The organism is Serratia sp. 22264 (assembly GCF_052045345.1).
Taxonomy (GTDB): Bacteria; Pseudomonadota; Gammaproteobacteria; order Enterobacterales; family Enterobacteriaceae; genus Serratia; species Serratia plymuthica.
The window spans coordinates 2,006,127-2,020,414 of sequence record NZ_JBQEOY010000001.1 but is presented as its reverse complement, the minus strand read 5'-3'; the positions used below and the strand labels follow the sequence as shown (position 1 = coordinate 2,020,414).

The following is a 14,288-nucleotide window of genomic DNA, read 5'->3' as shown; positions in this document are numbered from 1 at the left end:
TTAAAAGCTTTTTACCAACACTTCGCGCGGTTGCTCGGCGCCGTGCTTCAGCAAGTATTCAAAAGATCTTTCGCTGCTTTTCAACTGCTGCAGAAATTCTTGCGGCGACAGATCGTGTTTTTTGCCGCTCATATAAGCCAGCGCCAGTTCTTTTGCCTGATAGCGTGAGAAATTGTACATCGTGCCCCCGGTGAGAATAAATGGTGTCTTGTTAAGGTTGATTGTAGGGGAATAGCACGTAATGAACAGTCGCTTTGGCGTATGGAATCGATAGCTGAAACCTGTGTGGTTCCTTCGCCGTGGGCAGCCATTTTCGGTCAGCCGTTTAATGCGGCGGCTGCAACAGCTCATGGCAGAGTTGTTTGATCACTTCCTTTTGCTGCAGACCGTTATGCCGCAGGCGGCGTATGCGGTCCGCATCGTTCAGCGCGATCTTGACGTAATGCTCAACACCATCGAGCAGCGCGTTTTCTTCGCTGTTTTGCACGCCAGGCCTCAGAGCGGCGAGTGTGGCCAGCATATGCGATGTCAGGCTGCAGCGGCGCAGCGTGGCGGGATCCACATAGTCGGCGCCAAAGCCGTGGCGGCAGGCATTGATCTTGTTGTAGTTGGTAAAGGCGACATATTCCGCAATAACCCTTTGTCTGTTATCCAACAGGTATCTGGCCAGCAGCCGGCAGTAACCGGCTAATGTGGCCGCATGGTGAATATGCAACGGCGTATCGCAGACCCTGACTTCCACCGTACCTAACTCCGGTTTTGGACGTACGTCCCAATAAATGTCTTTGATGCCTTCAATCACCCCGGCGCTGGTAAGCCTTTCATAATACACAGTGAATTCATCCCAATTATAGATTTGCTCAAGGCAGCCGTAGTTGGGGAAAGAGTTTTGCGCGCTGAAACGGGAACTGGCAAACAGGGTATCGACGCCCTGGTAGAGCGGCGAAGAGGCGCTCAAGGCAATCAGATGCGGCAAATAGGGCGTCATGGCATGGCACAGATACATAGCCTCGTCACCGTCGTTGACGCCGATATGGATATGTTGGCCGAACACGCAGGCCAGCTTGGAAAGGTAGCCAAAGCGGCTGGCCAGCAATGTGTAGCGTTCGGAGTCGGTAATGACCTGTTGACGCCAGTCGTTGCTCAGATGGCGGCCTCCACCGCAAACGTCGCAATCAATGCGCTGTGCGCTTGCGCGTATCTTCCCGGTCAGCTCGTTCAGCTCTGCCAACAGTTCGCCGATATCGGTATGCACCGAACTGTTTAACTCCACCATCGATTTAGTCAGCTCGTGCTTGACGCGTTTTTTGTCGTCGACGTCTTCCACCACCCGGTCGGCCTTGTGCGACAGATCGTAGCTGTCATTATCCACCAGTTGCAGTTCTATCTCCGTACCAAGGGTAAGCCTTTCCGAACATTTGAAGGGTAGCGACATCACACATCTCCAGAACTGCGGCGGTGTACTCAGTATAGTGCGTCAGTAGGGCATTGACGTTCGCGGATGCCTTGTAAAAGGGTTGTTATATTTGATTATTCATATGTGTTGTTGACATCACCCAACTGCGAATTATGATGACGGTTATCATTCGGAGAGAAATCTATGCCATCACTGACGCCGCTGAAACTGTTTAAGAATTTGTCGGACGACACTCGGTTGAACCTGGTGTTGTTGTTGCGCCAGGCGGGGGAGCTGTGCGTATGCGAGCTGTCCGGTGCGTTAGACGAGTCACAGCCCAAAATTTCCCGTCATCTAGCTATGCTGCGTGAAAGCGGCCTGTTGCTCGATCGCCGTGAAGGTAAGTGGATCTTTTACCGGTTGTCACCGCATATGCCGGCCTGGGCTGCGGCGATTATCGAGCAAGCCTGGCTCAGCCAGCAGCAACGGTTTACCGAACTGGCGCAGCAAGCTGCAGCGGGTGGCCGGGTGCTCTGCCGGTAACGTAAAAAATTTGTTTTTATATATTCGAAAAATCATATGTATTTATGGCGTGATGCGCCAGGGAGCGATGATGGTACTGGCTGGGGCAATTTTTATTCTGACACTCATTTTGGTGATCTGGCAGCCAAAAGGGTTGGGCATTGGCTGGAGCGCCTCGCTCGGGGCGGTGCTGGCGCTGCTGACAGGCGTGGTGCATCCCGCTGATATTCCGCTGGTTTGGCACATTGTCTGGAACGCCACGGCGACCTTTATCGCGGTGATAGTCATCAGCCTGTTGCTGGATGAGTCCGGCTTCTTTGAGTGGGCGGCGCTGCACGTTGCGCGCTGGGGCAAGGGCAAAGGGCGGTGGTTGTTTACCTATATTGTGTTGCTGGGGGCTAGCGTGGCGGCGCTGTTCGCCAACGACGGCGCGGCACTGATCCTTACGCCGATTGTGATTGCGATGCTGCTGGCGCTGGGGTTCAGCTCGGGCGCCACGCTGGCGTTCGTGATGGCGGCGGGATTTATTGCCGACACAGCCAGCCTGCCGCTGGTGGTCTCTAATCTGGTGAACATCGTCTCGGCAGATTTTTTCAAGCTGGGCTTTACTCAGTATGCCGCCGTGATGGTGCCGGTGGACATTGCCGCCATTGTCGCAACGTTGGTGATGCTGCACCTGTATTTTCGCAAGGATATTCCGGTGAGCTATGACCTGGCGCTGCTGCGGCCGCCGCGCGAGGCGATCCGCGATTTGCCGACCTTTAAAGCCGGTTGGGGCGTATTGGCCATGCTGCTGGTGGGTTTCTTTGGCCTGGAGCCGCTTGGCGTACCGGTCAGCCTGGTCGCCGCCGTAGGGGCGTTGATCCTGCTGGCAGTGGCGAAAAGAGGGCATGCGATTGACACCGGTAAAGTGTTGCGTGGTGCGCCCTGGCAGATCGTAGTGTTCTCGTTGGGCATGTACCTGGTGGTCTACGGTTTGCGCAACGCAGGATTAACCGATCTGCTGTCCGGTATGCTGGATAGCCTGGCCGAGCGGGGGCTGTGGGTGACCACGATGGGGACCGGTTTTCTGACGGCGTTCTTGTCTTCGATCATGAATAACATGCCGACGGTGCTGGTGGGCGCGCTGTCGATCGACGGCAGCAACGCGGACGGCGTGATCAAGCAGGCGATGATTTACGCCAACGTAATAGGCAGCGATCTGGGGCCGAAAATTACCCCTATCGGCAGCCTGGCTACGCTGCTGTGGCTGCATGTGCTGTCGCAGAAAAATATCGTCATCACCTGGGGATATTACTTCCGGGTGGGGATAGTGATGACACTTCCGGTGTTGTTTGTCGCGTTGGCCGCTCTGGCCCTGCGCCTGTCGCTTTAGTGTTAACAAGAGAGAACCCCATGAGCCAGATAACCATTTACCATAACCCGGCCTGCGGCACCTCGCGCAATACGCTGGCATTGATCCGTAACAGCGGCGTGGAGCCTGCGGTGATCCTGTATCTGGAGACGCCGCCCAGCCGTGACCAATTGGTCAAACTGATTGCCGATATGGGCATTTCCGTGCGTGAGTTGCTGCGCAAAAACGTCGAACCTTACCAACAACTGGGGCTGGCGGACGCACAGTGGAGCGATGCTCAACTGATCGACTTTATGTTGCAGCAGCCGATTTTGATTAACCGGCCGATAGTGGTGACACCCTTGGGCACGCGGCTGTGCCGTCCGTCGGAGGCGGTGCTGGATATCCTGCCGGATCCCCAGCAGGGTCCGTTCAGCAAAGAAGACGGCGAGCCGGTGATTGATGCGCAGGGGCAACGAATCACGGGAAAATGACAGGCCCGCCGGCCCGTCAATCCTTCTCGGTGAGGAACTCTATAACGCTTTGGCCGAACGCTTCCGCGCAGGCCACGTTGGAAATATGCGAGGCTGGCAAGACGTTTAACCGGGCATGTGGCGCGTTGGCAACCAAAAATTCGGCGTCCGCCACGGTGGTGACCGGATCATGCTCCCCCGCAATGACCAACATCGGCCGTGCCATCTGGCGGGTCTGGTCACGAAGATCGGCCTGTGCCAGCGCATCGCAGCAGGCTGCGTAACCGGCGGCGTCACCTGCTGCCAGCCCGTCAACCAGCGCAGCAACCTGCTGCGGCGAGCGCTGCAAAAAGGCTTCGGTGAACCAGCGTGAAGGGGATGCGGCGGCCACCGCCGCCAATCCCTCGCAGCGCACTTGTTGCGCACGCAGTTGCCAGCCTTCAGCGCTGCCGATGCGCGCGGCGGTATTCGCCACCACCAAGCGATCGATGCGTTGCGGGTGGTAGCGGTTGAGCCACAGCCCGGTCAGCCCACCCATAGAAATGCCGCAAAAGTGGGCGCTTGGCGCACCCAGCCGGTCGAGCAGGGCGACAACGTCATTGCCCAGCGTTTCCAGCCGCAGCGGGGTCGCCGGCAAGGGGGTTGCGCCGTGGCCGCGTTGGTTGTAGCGCAACACGCGAAAGTGTTCGCACCATGCCGGCAACTGCGCCTGCCACATGTCGAAGGTGGTGCCGAGCGAGTTGGACAGCACCAACAGCGGCGCACCGGCGCGGCCATCGAGGCGATAGTCGATGGCCATATTCATACCCGCTCGATGATCAACGCAATACCTTGGCCAACGCCGATGCACATGGTGCATAACCCGTAGCGTCCCCGAGTTTTCTGCAATTGCCAGGCGGCGTTCATCACCAGCCTGCCACCGGAAGCGCCCAGCGGATGGCCCAGCGCAATCGCGCCGCCGTTCGGGTTCACCTGTGCGGCGTCGTCACTCAGTCCCAGCTCACGAGTCACCGCCAGCGCCTGCGCGGCAAAGGCTTCGTTAAGTTCGATAACGTCCATTTGATCGAGCGTCAGACCGGCGATTTTCAGCACTTTGCGCACCGCCTCTGTCGGCGCAAAGCCCATAATCGAAGGTTCAATGCCGGTCACGGCGCTGGCGACAATGCGCGCCATTGGCTGCAAGCCGTGGCGGGCTACGCCGCGTTCTCCGGCCAGCAACAGTGCGCAGGCACCGTCGTTCAGTCCGGAGGCATTACCGGCGGTGACGGTACCCTGCGGATTAACTACCGGTTTCAACTTCGCCAGTGCCTCGAGCGTAGTGGCACGCGGATGTTCATCCTGACGGAACAGCAGTGGGTCGCCTTTTTTCTGCGCCAGACTGACTTCAATCAGTTGCTCGGCAAAGAAACCGCTTTCCTGGGCCGCTGCGGTGCGTTGCTGGCTGCGCAGGGCGAAAGCGTCCTGATCCTGGCGGCTAATGCCAAACTTCAGGGCTACGTTTTCAGCGGTCTGCGGCATAGAGTCCACGCCGTATTGCGCCTGCATTTGCGGATTGATAAACCGCCAGCCCATGGTGGTGTCTTCTATTTTCATCGCCCGGCTAAAGGCGCTCTCCGCTTTGCCCATCACAAACGGCGCCCGCGACATGCTTTCCACGCCACCGGCAATCATCAGCTCACTTTCACCGGTCTTGATGGCGCGGGCCGCCATCGCCACCGCATCCAGGCTGGAGCCGCACAGACGATTGAGGGTGCAACCGGGGATCTGCACCGGCAGGCCGGCCAGCAGCAGCGCCATGCGCGCCACGTTGCGGTTATCTTCTCCCGCCTGGTTGGCGCAGCCGAGCAACACGTCGTCTACCGCGCTCCAGTCAAGCTGCGGGTGGCGCTCCTGTAGCGCTTTCAGCGGCAGGGCGGCCAGATCGTCGGCGCGGACAGTGGCGAGACTGCCGTTCAGACGGCCAAAAGGTGTACGAACGGCGTCACACAGATAGGCTGGATTCATGCGTTGGTTCTCCGTGCTGAAGGGCAAAGGTCAATTCGACCGGGGTGACTTCCTGTAATTGCTGCGGGGTCAGCCCGCCGAATATTTCGCGTACCACCAGGCCCTGAGGCGTAACGTCCATCACCGCCAGATCGCTGTAGATGCGGTCAATGCAGCCGACGCCGGTCAGAGGATAGGTACAGTGGCGGACAATCTTGCATTCGCCTTTTTTGGTCAGATGTTCGGTCATCACAAAGACCTGGCGTGCGCCAATCGCCAAATCCATCGCGCCGCCGACTGCCGGAATGGCCCCCAGTGCGCCGGTGCTCCAGTTGGCGAGATCGCCCTGTTCGGAGACCTGATAAGCACCCAGTACGCAGATATCCAGGTGGCCGCCGCGCATCATGGCGAAAGAGTCGCCGTGATGGAAAAAGCAACCGCCTTTCAGCAGCGTGACCGGCTGTTTGCCGGCGTTGATCAGATCAGGATCCTCCAGTCCCTCTGCCGGTGCAGGACCCATGCCGAGGATGCCGTTTTCGCTGTGCAGAAAAATTTCTTTGTCCGTCGGCAGGTAGTTGGCGATCTGCGTCGGGATGCCGATGCCCAGATTCACATAGGCGCCTTCCGGGATGTCGCGCGCAATGCGTTCTGCCAACTGCTGGTGAGTGAGTTTTGACATAAGTCCGTTCCTTAAGCCGACAGTTGCGCTGCGCTTGCCGGGGAAGTTACCAGGCGTTGCACGAAGATCCCCGGCGTGATGATGGTTTCAGGGTCCAACTGGCCCAGGGGCACCAGCTGATTGATTTCAGCGATGGTGCAATGGGCGGCCATCGCCATGATCGGCCCGAAGTTGCGGCCGGTTTTGGAATATAGCAGGTTGCCCCAGCGGTCGCCTTTTTCAGCCTTGATCAGAGCAAAATCGGCCTTTAGCGGCAGCTCAAACACGTACTGGCGGCCGTCTATCTCACGGGTTTCCTTGCCTTCCGCCAGTTTGGTGCCGTAACCGGTTGGCGTGTAGAAGCCGCCGAGGCCGGCACCGCCGGCCTGAATGCGGGCGGCCAGATTGCCCTGCGGGATCAGCTCCAGTTCCAGTTCGCCGCGGCGGTACAGATCGTCAAATACCCAGGAGTCGGACTGGCGCGGGAAAGAGCACACCACTTTGCGCACACAGCCGGCCTTCAGCAGCGCGGCCAGGCCGAAATCCCCGTTACCGGCGTTATTGCTGATCAGCGTCAGCTCGCGCGGGCGGTGGCGGATCAGCGCATCCAGCAGGGCGCAGGGTTGGCCGGCAGGGCCAAAACCACCGACCATAAGGGTGGCGCCATCCGGTATATCGGCGACGGCGGCGTCTGCGGATGCCACGTTTTTATCGATCATCAGCTCTCCTGAGTAGGCTACGGTTAATTCAGCGTCACACTGGTGGTTCTGGCTCTAAATTAAATGATGAAAAATACAGCGACAAGTGCGAATATCAGCGTATTGTGCGATTATCGAAACATTGGTGGTTAAGCTGCTCATTTTGTGATGCAGGTAACTAAATCGATATTTGGCGTTGTTTCGGCACTGTTTTTGGCACTTCGGGCGTATCAGCCCAGGCGTCATCGAAAGAAGGGAGGATCAGGATGGGTGATGTTTCGGAATTTGGCGGCGGGGAGCTGCGCCGGCTGCAGGAGATCGGCGATTTAAGCAACGAGAGGTACAAGGGCGATCCCAACTTTATGGCTTCGCTGGCCCGGGGGTTAGAGGTGTTGCAGGCCTTCCAGCCGCAGTATTCGCAGATGTCGGTTTCCGAAATCAGCCAGATTACCGGTATTCCGCGCGCTGCGGTGCGCCGTTGCCTGTACACTCTGCGGGCGCTGGGTTTTGTGCATTGCCCCGACGGACGACATTATCGGTTGCTGCCTCGGGTGCTGACCATCGGTCACGCCTATCTTTCCTCTTCCGAACTGGCGAAGGCGGCGCAGAATTCGCTGGATTACCTTAGCAAGCTGCTCAACGAGTCCTGCTCGGTGGCAACGCTCGACGGCGACAACATTTTGTATATCGCTCGCGCCTCGGTGAAGCGCATCATGACGATTGATCTGGGGCGCGGCAGCCGTTTGCCGGCCTATGCCACGTCAATGGGGCTGGTTTTGCTCAGTGCGCTGAATGAGGAACAGTTGGAGGATTATCTGTCGCGGGTGACCTTCGAACCGCTGACCGAACATACCGTGACCAGCGCGGAACAGTTGCGTGAACAGTTGGCTAAAGTGCGCAGGCAGGGGTATGCCATCAACGATCAGCAGTTGGAGATTGGCCTGCGTTCGATCGCGGTGCCGATGCATTCGCGCAAGGGCGGCGGCGTGGTGGCGGCAATGAACGTGGGGGTCAATGCTTCGCAAATTTCCTCGGCGGAGCTGCGTGAGCGGGTGCTGCCACAGTTGCAACGCGCGGCGATGGAACTGGCGCTGCTGCTGTAGCCGCTAACCCGGCGGCTCGCCTCATTCGGGGCAGTTTGGCTGAGACGGGCCGCCGGGATTTCACCCGATGATCGCGCAAATTCCTGTGCTCATTGCGGCTTAATGGCGCTTTCATTGCCGGCGGTTGGCACCACAAAACTGAAGCAACTGCCGCAGGGTTCCGCCGCCTGTGCTTTCAACACGCCCCGATGGCGTTCAATAATGGCGTGGCTGATGGTCAACCCCATGCCCATTCCCTGCGCTTTTGTGGTGTAGAAAGAATCGAAAACCCGTTCCATTACGTCAGGATCCAGCCCGACGCCGTTGTCCATTATGCGTAGCTCAACCCTGCCGTCATCTGGGTTCAACGTGGTTATCCTAAGCGTGCGCGCACGATCGCTCACTTCCGACAAGGCTTCTATCGCGTTCATCACCAGGTTAATCAATACCTGTTGAATCTGAACGCTATCGCCAAAGATGAAGCTGTCGGCGGCCTTCAGTTCATAATCCACCACCACGCGGCGTTGCTCGATTTCGCTGCGTGACAGGGTCATGATATGGCGGACAAGATAGTGCAGATCGATACGGGAAAAGACCGGTTCCTGCTTGCGCGTCAGGGTTTGCAGGCTGCGAATGATTTCACCTGCGCGCTGGCCTTCTGCAATGATCTCCTCCAGCCCGGTACGAATATTGTCATGTCGGACAGGGTCGTGGTTCAGCCAGCGCAGGCTTGCTCCGGCGTTCGAGACAATCGACATCAGCGGTTGATTGATCTCGTGCGCAATGGACGAGGTCAACTGGCCGACGGTGGTCGCGCGGGAAACGCGGGCCAGCTCGGCCTGGGCAACCCTGACGGCGTCCTCCGTCTGCCGCTGGGCGGTGATGTCGGTGATGGTGCCGTAGTATTCGTAGACCTCGGTACCCACGCCGACAGGGTTACCGATGCCCAATATGTAGCGGCAAACGCCATCCGCGCTCATGATGCGAAACTCGGCCCGCAGGGGCAGCCCGTCTCTCACCCCGTCGGTGACGACGGTGCTGACTCGCGCATAGTCGTCCGGATGGACGAAGGTAAGAAACTCGGCCATAGATATCATTTTCTGCTTCTCGGGCAGGCCGAGAATACGGGCATATTCTTCGGACATGAACATCAGATCCTGCTCCAGCTCCCAACGCCAACTGCCGGTATGGCTGATCTGCTCGCCCAGCATCAGCGAGGTCTGGCTTGATCTGAGCTCTTTCTCCACCCGCCGGCGCTGAATGTTCTCCTCCAGCAATTCGGCATACAGCCTTGCGGTTTCGAGCGATACTGCGGCATGCGCGCCGAGCAGGTTAACCACTTTCGAATGCTCGGCGGTGAAGATTTCAGGCATTAAACGGTTTTCGAGATACAACACGCCGACCAGCCGCGCCTGCTTGAACATCGGCACGCACAATACGGCAGCGCCGGAAGTCACGAGGTAAGGATCCTGCGAGAAAGGGCTGAACTCTTCCGGTTTTCCGGTGCGTATCTCTTGCCCGGTACGGATCACGGCCGACAGTACCGACAGCGGCATGTCGGTGGCCATCGGCACATCTTTTATAATCCGTACCCTGACGCCGTCGCTGCCGGTATAGGCACTTGCCTCGATTTCAGGAATGTTGTTGTCCAATACGCGGATCAACAGGCCGCGTTGGGCGCCGGCACGTTCCAGCAGCATCGTCATCAATATCTGAATAAGCCGTTCCAGATTGATCTCTTCAGACAGGGCACGCGATGCCTTGATGACACTTTGCAGATCGCGGATTTCTTCATTCTGGGCAAAGGCGATGGTGTCGTAAGGCGTTGCCTGGCCGGGAGACACCAGATGGGGATAAGCTTGTTTCAGCTGATTTACCTTGGCCTGCGCACCTGCGCGCCCCCATGCCGCCATTGCGCCCCTAAAGTGGGCATCTGCGGCCGTATGATAGCCGCAACTGAGCGCGAAGCGCCCCGCGAGTTCGTGAGCCAGCCCATTGCTGGGATTGAACCCCGAGTCCCGCGAGAGCCTCACCGCTTTTTCATACTGCTCGAGTGCAATGCTGTTCATGCCGTCAAGGCGGACAATCTCCGCATACACCAGCGCTTCTTTGTCGGCGAATGTGCCCGGATTAATGCGCGCCCAGAGCGCGATTTTGTCATGGTGCTTTTGCAGTTTTCGCCGGTGTTCAACGGAGAAGGTATCCGGTGTCAGTTGAGCGCTTAACGTCAGCGCGCTGTACAGATGCAAATCCAGCAGGTGGATATGCCCCGGCGCAGACCAGGCAAAGAATTCGGCCTGCGCCAGCGACTCTTCCGCCTGCGGATATTCGCCGGCGACAAAATGCGTCATGCCCCGATACAGCCAGAACCAGAACATCATGGTGGACATTTGCTGCGGCGCCTGTTCCGGCGCGGTTGGCAGCAGCGAGTCGGGCAACGCATCTATGCCGCCCCAATATCCGGGGGATACGGTGCGTAAATTCTCTACATAATGCCGCTGGATCAACATAATGCGTTCAACGTCAGGGAAATGGGATTTCCGCACGAAAGCCAGCCCCCGTTCGATGCTGGTCAGCACGTTATCGAGATGATCGCCGCGGCTTAAAAAGTTAATGATCTGATGGCAGGCGGCAAAAGAGGCGACGGTCAGATCGCCGTGCGTCACCGCCGCCGTGAAGCAGGCTTTGGCGCATTCGGTGGTGTAGGAGAGCGGCTGGGTCCAGACGCTCAACTGATCGAGCGGCAGCAGCGTTTTCGCTTCGTAAACGCTGTAACCGTGGCGCGTCACGAGTTCACGGGCCAGCACCGCGTATTTGAAGCCCAACCGATATTCGGCATAGCGGTGGCCGATCAGCACGCCAAACCAGCCCATCGCCGACGTTGAGGCGCCGGTAATGCCGTGTTCCAGCGTCAGATGCAGCATCTGGCACAGCAACATGAAGTGCAGGCGTGGGCTGATGAAGCTGGCGGACAGACCGGCACGGGCCAGCAAACTCATCGCGGCTTCTGTTTCAGGATTAGCCATGAGCGGCAATTGATTGAAAATCGCGGCCGGGCTATCACCGATACGGGCGTGGAGCATTTTCCAGGCTGTCTCGCATTCCGCATCGTCGGGGTGTCGGTTAAGCGTAATGCCGGATACCGTCAGCCAGCATAATGCGGTCTCCAGCGCCAGTGGGTTATCCGATTGGCGCATATGCACTTCCGCCAGCAAATTGGCCGCGGAGATTTTTTCCGCCAACCCGCCAGGCGAACCCAGCAACCGGTCGCTCAAATGCCGCGCCGCGACCAGGTTACCCAGTAAAAACGCGCATTCGGCCTCTTCCAGCTCCAGCGCGAAATCGGACGCGTTATCAGACGCGGGGCCGCCGAGTGCTCGGGCGGTCTGTAGGTATCGCTGTGCAGAGAGGTAGTCACCGGAACGCTTCGCGCGCTGGGCCGCCAGCATGCTCAATTCACGGAACATTTTGCGCTGTGGCGGCGGCTGTACGCAGTCAATGGCTGCGGACACATGGTGAATGGCGCGGAACAGCATCTCATTGCCCGCCGCCTGGCGTGAAGCTTCGGCCAGCAGACTTGCCGTCGTGAGGTGCAAGTGCCCCCGTTCGCCGGCATCCAGCAGGGCGAAGGCCGCTTCCTGCACGCGATCGTGGGGGAAGGTGTAGGTGTCGGCGGACAGGGTAATCAACTGGGCGATAACCGCAGGGTGCAGTTGATAGCGGATATCCGTATCTGAGAGGTTCAGGACGCGGCTGATGGTGCCAAGCTCACCGCTGCTACCCAGGCAGGCCAGGCTGCCCAATAGCTTGCGGGTTTCTTCGGGCATTTTCTCCAGTTGCTGCAATACCAGGCCGACGACATTTTCGGTGTAATGACGTGCCTGAATGGTCGGCACGTCGTAATACCACTTGCCTTGATACTTGTTGTGCGTCACCAGGCCGTCATCGACGATGCGTTTGAAAAACTCATGCACGAACAGCGGGTTGCCGCCGGTTTTTTCATGTATCAGACGAGCGAGGTCGAGGGTGTCGGTTGAGCGCCGCTGGAAGACGTCGGCCAGCCAACGAGCGACGGCTTTAACCGAGAGCGGCGCCGGTATGATGTCGATTTTACGTTGAGCCGCATCACGAAGACGGCCCAGCGCCTCAGACACCGAAAGGTTGTCCGTTGAAGAGGGATCGCGCAGGGCCACCACCAACAGCAACGGCAGGGCATCGCTGTTTTTAAGCAGATACTCCAGCACCTGCAAGCTGGCGGCATCGATCCAGTGGATATCGTCAATCAGCAACACCAGCGGACAGCCGGGGGTGGCAAAGGTATTGACCAGGCTGACTATCATAAGATTAAAACGGGCCCGGGCATCGGTCGACAGCGAGTCGGGAGCCTGCCGGGATTTTCTCTCCAGCAACAGGCCCAGTTCCGGTACCAGGTTAATGGCCAACCCCTCGTAACCGTCCAGCGTGCGCGCCAGGCGGGCTTTCCATAGCGCGACATCTTCTGCCGGCAATCCCAGCAGTTTCAGAGTCAGCGTCCGGAAGGCGGAGGTCAGCACGCCATAAGGCAGCGACGACGAAAACTGGTCGACTTTACCCACGGCCAGCAGCGTGCGCCGGTTTTTCAGCTCTTTTAACGCTGAGGCGATCAGCGAAGATTTACCGATGCCAGAAGGCCCGCTGATGACCGCAAGCGCGTGGGTTCCGCTCTGATTAACCTTGTCGAACGCGGCGATAAGCTCGCGGCCCTGTGGATGTGGGGTGTACAACGTATCGGCGAGATGAAACTCAGGTGCGCGATCCTGCAATCCGGGAGGAAAGGGCATGATGTCATTGTCACTGGTCAAAGTGGCCTGACAGCGACGCAGGTCTGCGACCAGCCCGTCGACCGTCTGGTAACGGTTATCGGGCGACTTGGCCAACAGCCGCAGGACCAGGGTTGAAAGCATGGCCGGTACCTGTTCGCGCAGCAGATGAGGCGGACGTGGCTCCGAAGCGATATGGTGATGCGTCCACTCTTCCAGGCCGCCTTCGCTGAGGTCGAAGGGCAAAGAGCCGGTCAGCAGCTCATAAAAGACGATGCCAAGGCTGTAGAGATCGCTGCGGCTGTCCACCGATCTTTGCGTGCGCGAGGTATGTTCGGGTGACATATAGGCGAGCGTGCCGCCAAAAAACGGCAGGCGGGTCTGTTTTAACTCTTCCGCAGTGCCCGTCGTCAGACCAAACCCGGCAAGGCGGCATGAGGCATCTTCCTGGATAAAGATATTGCCCGGCTTGATATCGCCGTGGATCAGGTTGTGCCTGTGCATCTGGCGCAGTGGGGCACATATCCGGATGGCAAGCTCCAGAAAGCTGGCAATGCAGGCCATCGGCTGCCCCGTGATGCGGGCCAGGGAGTCAAAGGCAAAAGACGGATAAACCAGCGCGTACCGGCCACGATACTGCGTGCAGGCGGCGGGTTTCACCGCCCAGGCGTCGGACAGATAGGGGCGCAGGATGAATTCATTTTTCAGCAGCCGGGTCGCGTCCGCTTCCGCCTCATCGCTGACCGCCGTGGCGAGGATGAAAGCCCCGTTCGAAAATGGGTGCCGCCCGTTCATCCAGACGATGCAACCCTCCTGAACCAAGGGAGTAAAAATGACATCATCCTTAAATGCAAAAAACTGCCCATCCTGAAAATCAGGAAGGGCAGCCCGGTCTGGCGGTATCAGCGGGTCATTCATTCGGGTCTCTCGCAGGAAGCGGTCTTGTCATCAGGCGTTTTTATCGCCTCTCAATGCGTGTTGTATCAGGCCCAGGAGCGTATCGATGTCGATAGGCTTACGCAAAAAAGCAACGGCGCCGAGTTTAAGGGCAAACCGTTGCATATTCTCATCACCGTGGCCGGATATAAATATCACCGGCGGCGGCGTTGCGTAAGTCTTTATTTTTTCATAAAGCTCGAATCCACCCATTCCTTTTAGCTTGATGTCGATAATGACCAACGAAGCGTCTGACAGCGCGGTTTTTTCGTTTAAAAACGCCTCTGCGGATTCAAAGGCGCATGTCGTGTAACCGTCCGACTGCAGCAGGTTGATCAACCCGCTGCGGACAGAACGTTCATCATCGACAATGGCAATGCGCTGCGGCAGCATCATGCTGAAATTCCT

General features: G+C 58.2%; 12 protein-coding genes. 4 read left to right on the top strand and 8 right to left on the bottom strand.

Annotated elements, in window-relative coordinates; translation table 11 throughout:
- Both ACTJJ1_RS09455 and ACTJJ1_RS09450 read right to left on the bottom strand, forming a co-directional pair.
- Nucleotides 1–180 (bottom strand): hypothetical protein, encoded by a 180-nt coding sequence (locus tag ACTJJ1_RS09455; protein ID WP_004946232.1) that lies wholly within the window; start codon nt 178–180, stop codon nt 1–3.
- A gap of 145 nt (nt 181–325) precedes the next feature.
- A complete protein-coding gene (locus ACTJJ1_RS09450; protein ID WP_202291311.1) occupies nt 326–1,435 on the bottom strand; it encodes a YbdK family carboxylate-amine ligase in 1,110 nt (369 codons plus the stop codon).
- Between the two features lie 165 nt (nt 1,436–1,600).
- Between ACTJJ1_RS09450 and ACTJJ1_RS09445 the strand changes: the two genes are divergently transcribed.
- The 3 genes from ACTJJ1_RS09445 to arsC all read left to right on the top strand — a co-directional run bounded on the left by ACTJJ1_RS09445 (nt 1,601) and on the right by arsC (nt 3,745).
- Nucleotides 1,601–1,939: a metalloregulator ArsR/SmtB family transcription factor gene (locus ACTJJ1_RS09445; RefSeq protein WP_004946226.1), complete on the top strand. Its 339-nt coding sequence runs from the start codon at nt 1,601–1,603 to the stop codon at nt 1,937–1,939.
- A 70-nt stretch (nt 1,940–2,009) separates the two neighbouring features.
- Nucleotides 2,010–3,293, top strand: coding sequence for an arsenic transporter (locus ACTJJ1_RS09440; RefSeq protein WP_440833628.1), 1,284 nt, complete (start codon nt 2,010–2,012; stop codon nt 3,291–3,293).
- 20 nt (nt 3,294–3,313) lie between these two features.
- Nucleotides 3,314–3,745 carry a glutaredoxin-dependent arsenate reductase gene (gene arsC / locus ACTJJ1_RS09435; protein WP_006326180.1) on the top strand — a complete coding sequence of 144 codons (432 nt, stop codon included), beginning with the start codon at nt 3,314–3,316 and terminating at the stop codon, nt 3,743–3,745.
- A gap of 16 nt (nt 3,746–3,761) precedes the next feature.
- Here arsC and pcaD read toward each other — a convergent pair whose 3' ends face one another.
- Genes pcaD through ACTJJ1_RS09415 form a run of 4 tightly spaced genes read right to left on the bottom strand, consistent with a single transcriptional unit; the run spans nt 3,762 to nt 7,084 of the window.
- A complete protein-coding gene (gene pcaD, locus ACTJJ1_RS09430; protein WP_020439269.1) occupies nt 3,762–4,529 on the bottom strand; it encodes a 3-oxoadipate enol-lactonase in 768 nt (255 codons plus the stop codon).
- Nucleotides 4,526–5,728 carry a 3-oxoadipyl-CoA thiolase gene (gene pcaF, locus ACTJJ1_RS09425; RefSeq protein WP_440833287.1) on the bottom strand — a complete coding sequence of 401 codons (1,203 nt, stop codon included), beginning with the start codon at nt 5,726–5,728 and terminating at the stop codon, nt 4,526–4,528. Before pcaF ends, pcaD begins: the two co-directional genes overlap by 4 nt.
- A complete protein-coding gene (locus ACTJJ1_RS09420) occupies nt 5,706–6,386 on the bottom strand; it encodes a 3-oxoacid CoA-transferase subunit B (RefSeq protein WP_440833285.1) in 681 nt (226 codons plus the stop codon). The genes pcaF and ACTJJ1_RS09420 overlap by 23 nt, the downstream gene beginning before the upstream one ends.
- Before the next feature lie 11 nt (nt 6,387–6,397).
- Entirely contained in the window at nt 6,398–7,084 is a 687-nt protein-coding gene (locus ACTJJ1_RS09415; protein ID WP_006326176.1) for a 3-oxoacid CoA-transferase subunit A, read from the bottom strand.
- A gap of 245 nt (nt 7,085–7,329) precedes the next feature.
- Here ACTJJ1_RS09415 and ACTJJ1_RS09410 point away from each other — a divergent pair, with 245 nt between their 5' ends.
- A complete protein-coding gene (locus ACTJJ1_RS09410; protein ID WP_073439821.1) occupies nt 7,330–8,166 on the top strand; it encodes an IclR family transcriptional regulator domain-containing protein in 837 nt (278 codons plus the stop codon).
- 89 nt (nt 8,167–8,255) lie between these two features.
- Here ACTJJ1_RS09410 and ACTJJ1_RS09405 read toward each other — a convergent pair whose 3' ends face one another.
- Nucleotides 8,256–13,862, bottom strand: a complete 5,607-nt coding sequence (locus tag ACTJJ1_RS09405; RefSeq protein ID WP_440833282.1) for a trifunctional serine/threonine-protein kinase/ATP-binding protein/sensor histidine kinase — start codon at nt 13,860–13,862, stop codon at nt 8,256–8,258.
- A gap of 30 nt (nt 13,863–13,892) precedes the next feature.
- Entirely contained in the window at nt 13,893–14,276 is a 384-nt protein-coding gene (locus ACTJJ1_RS09400; RefSeq protein WP_004946199.1) for a response regulator transcription factor, read from the bottom strand.
- Nucleotides 14,277–14,288 lie beyond the last annotated feature (12 nt).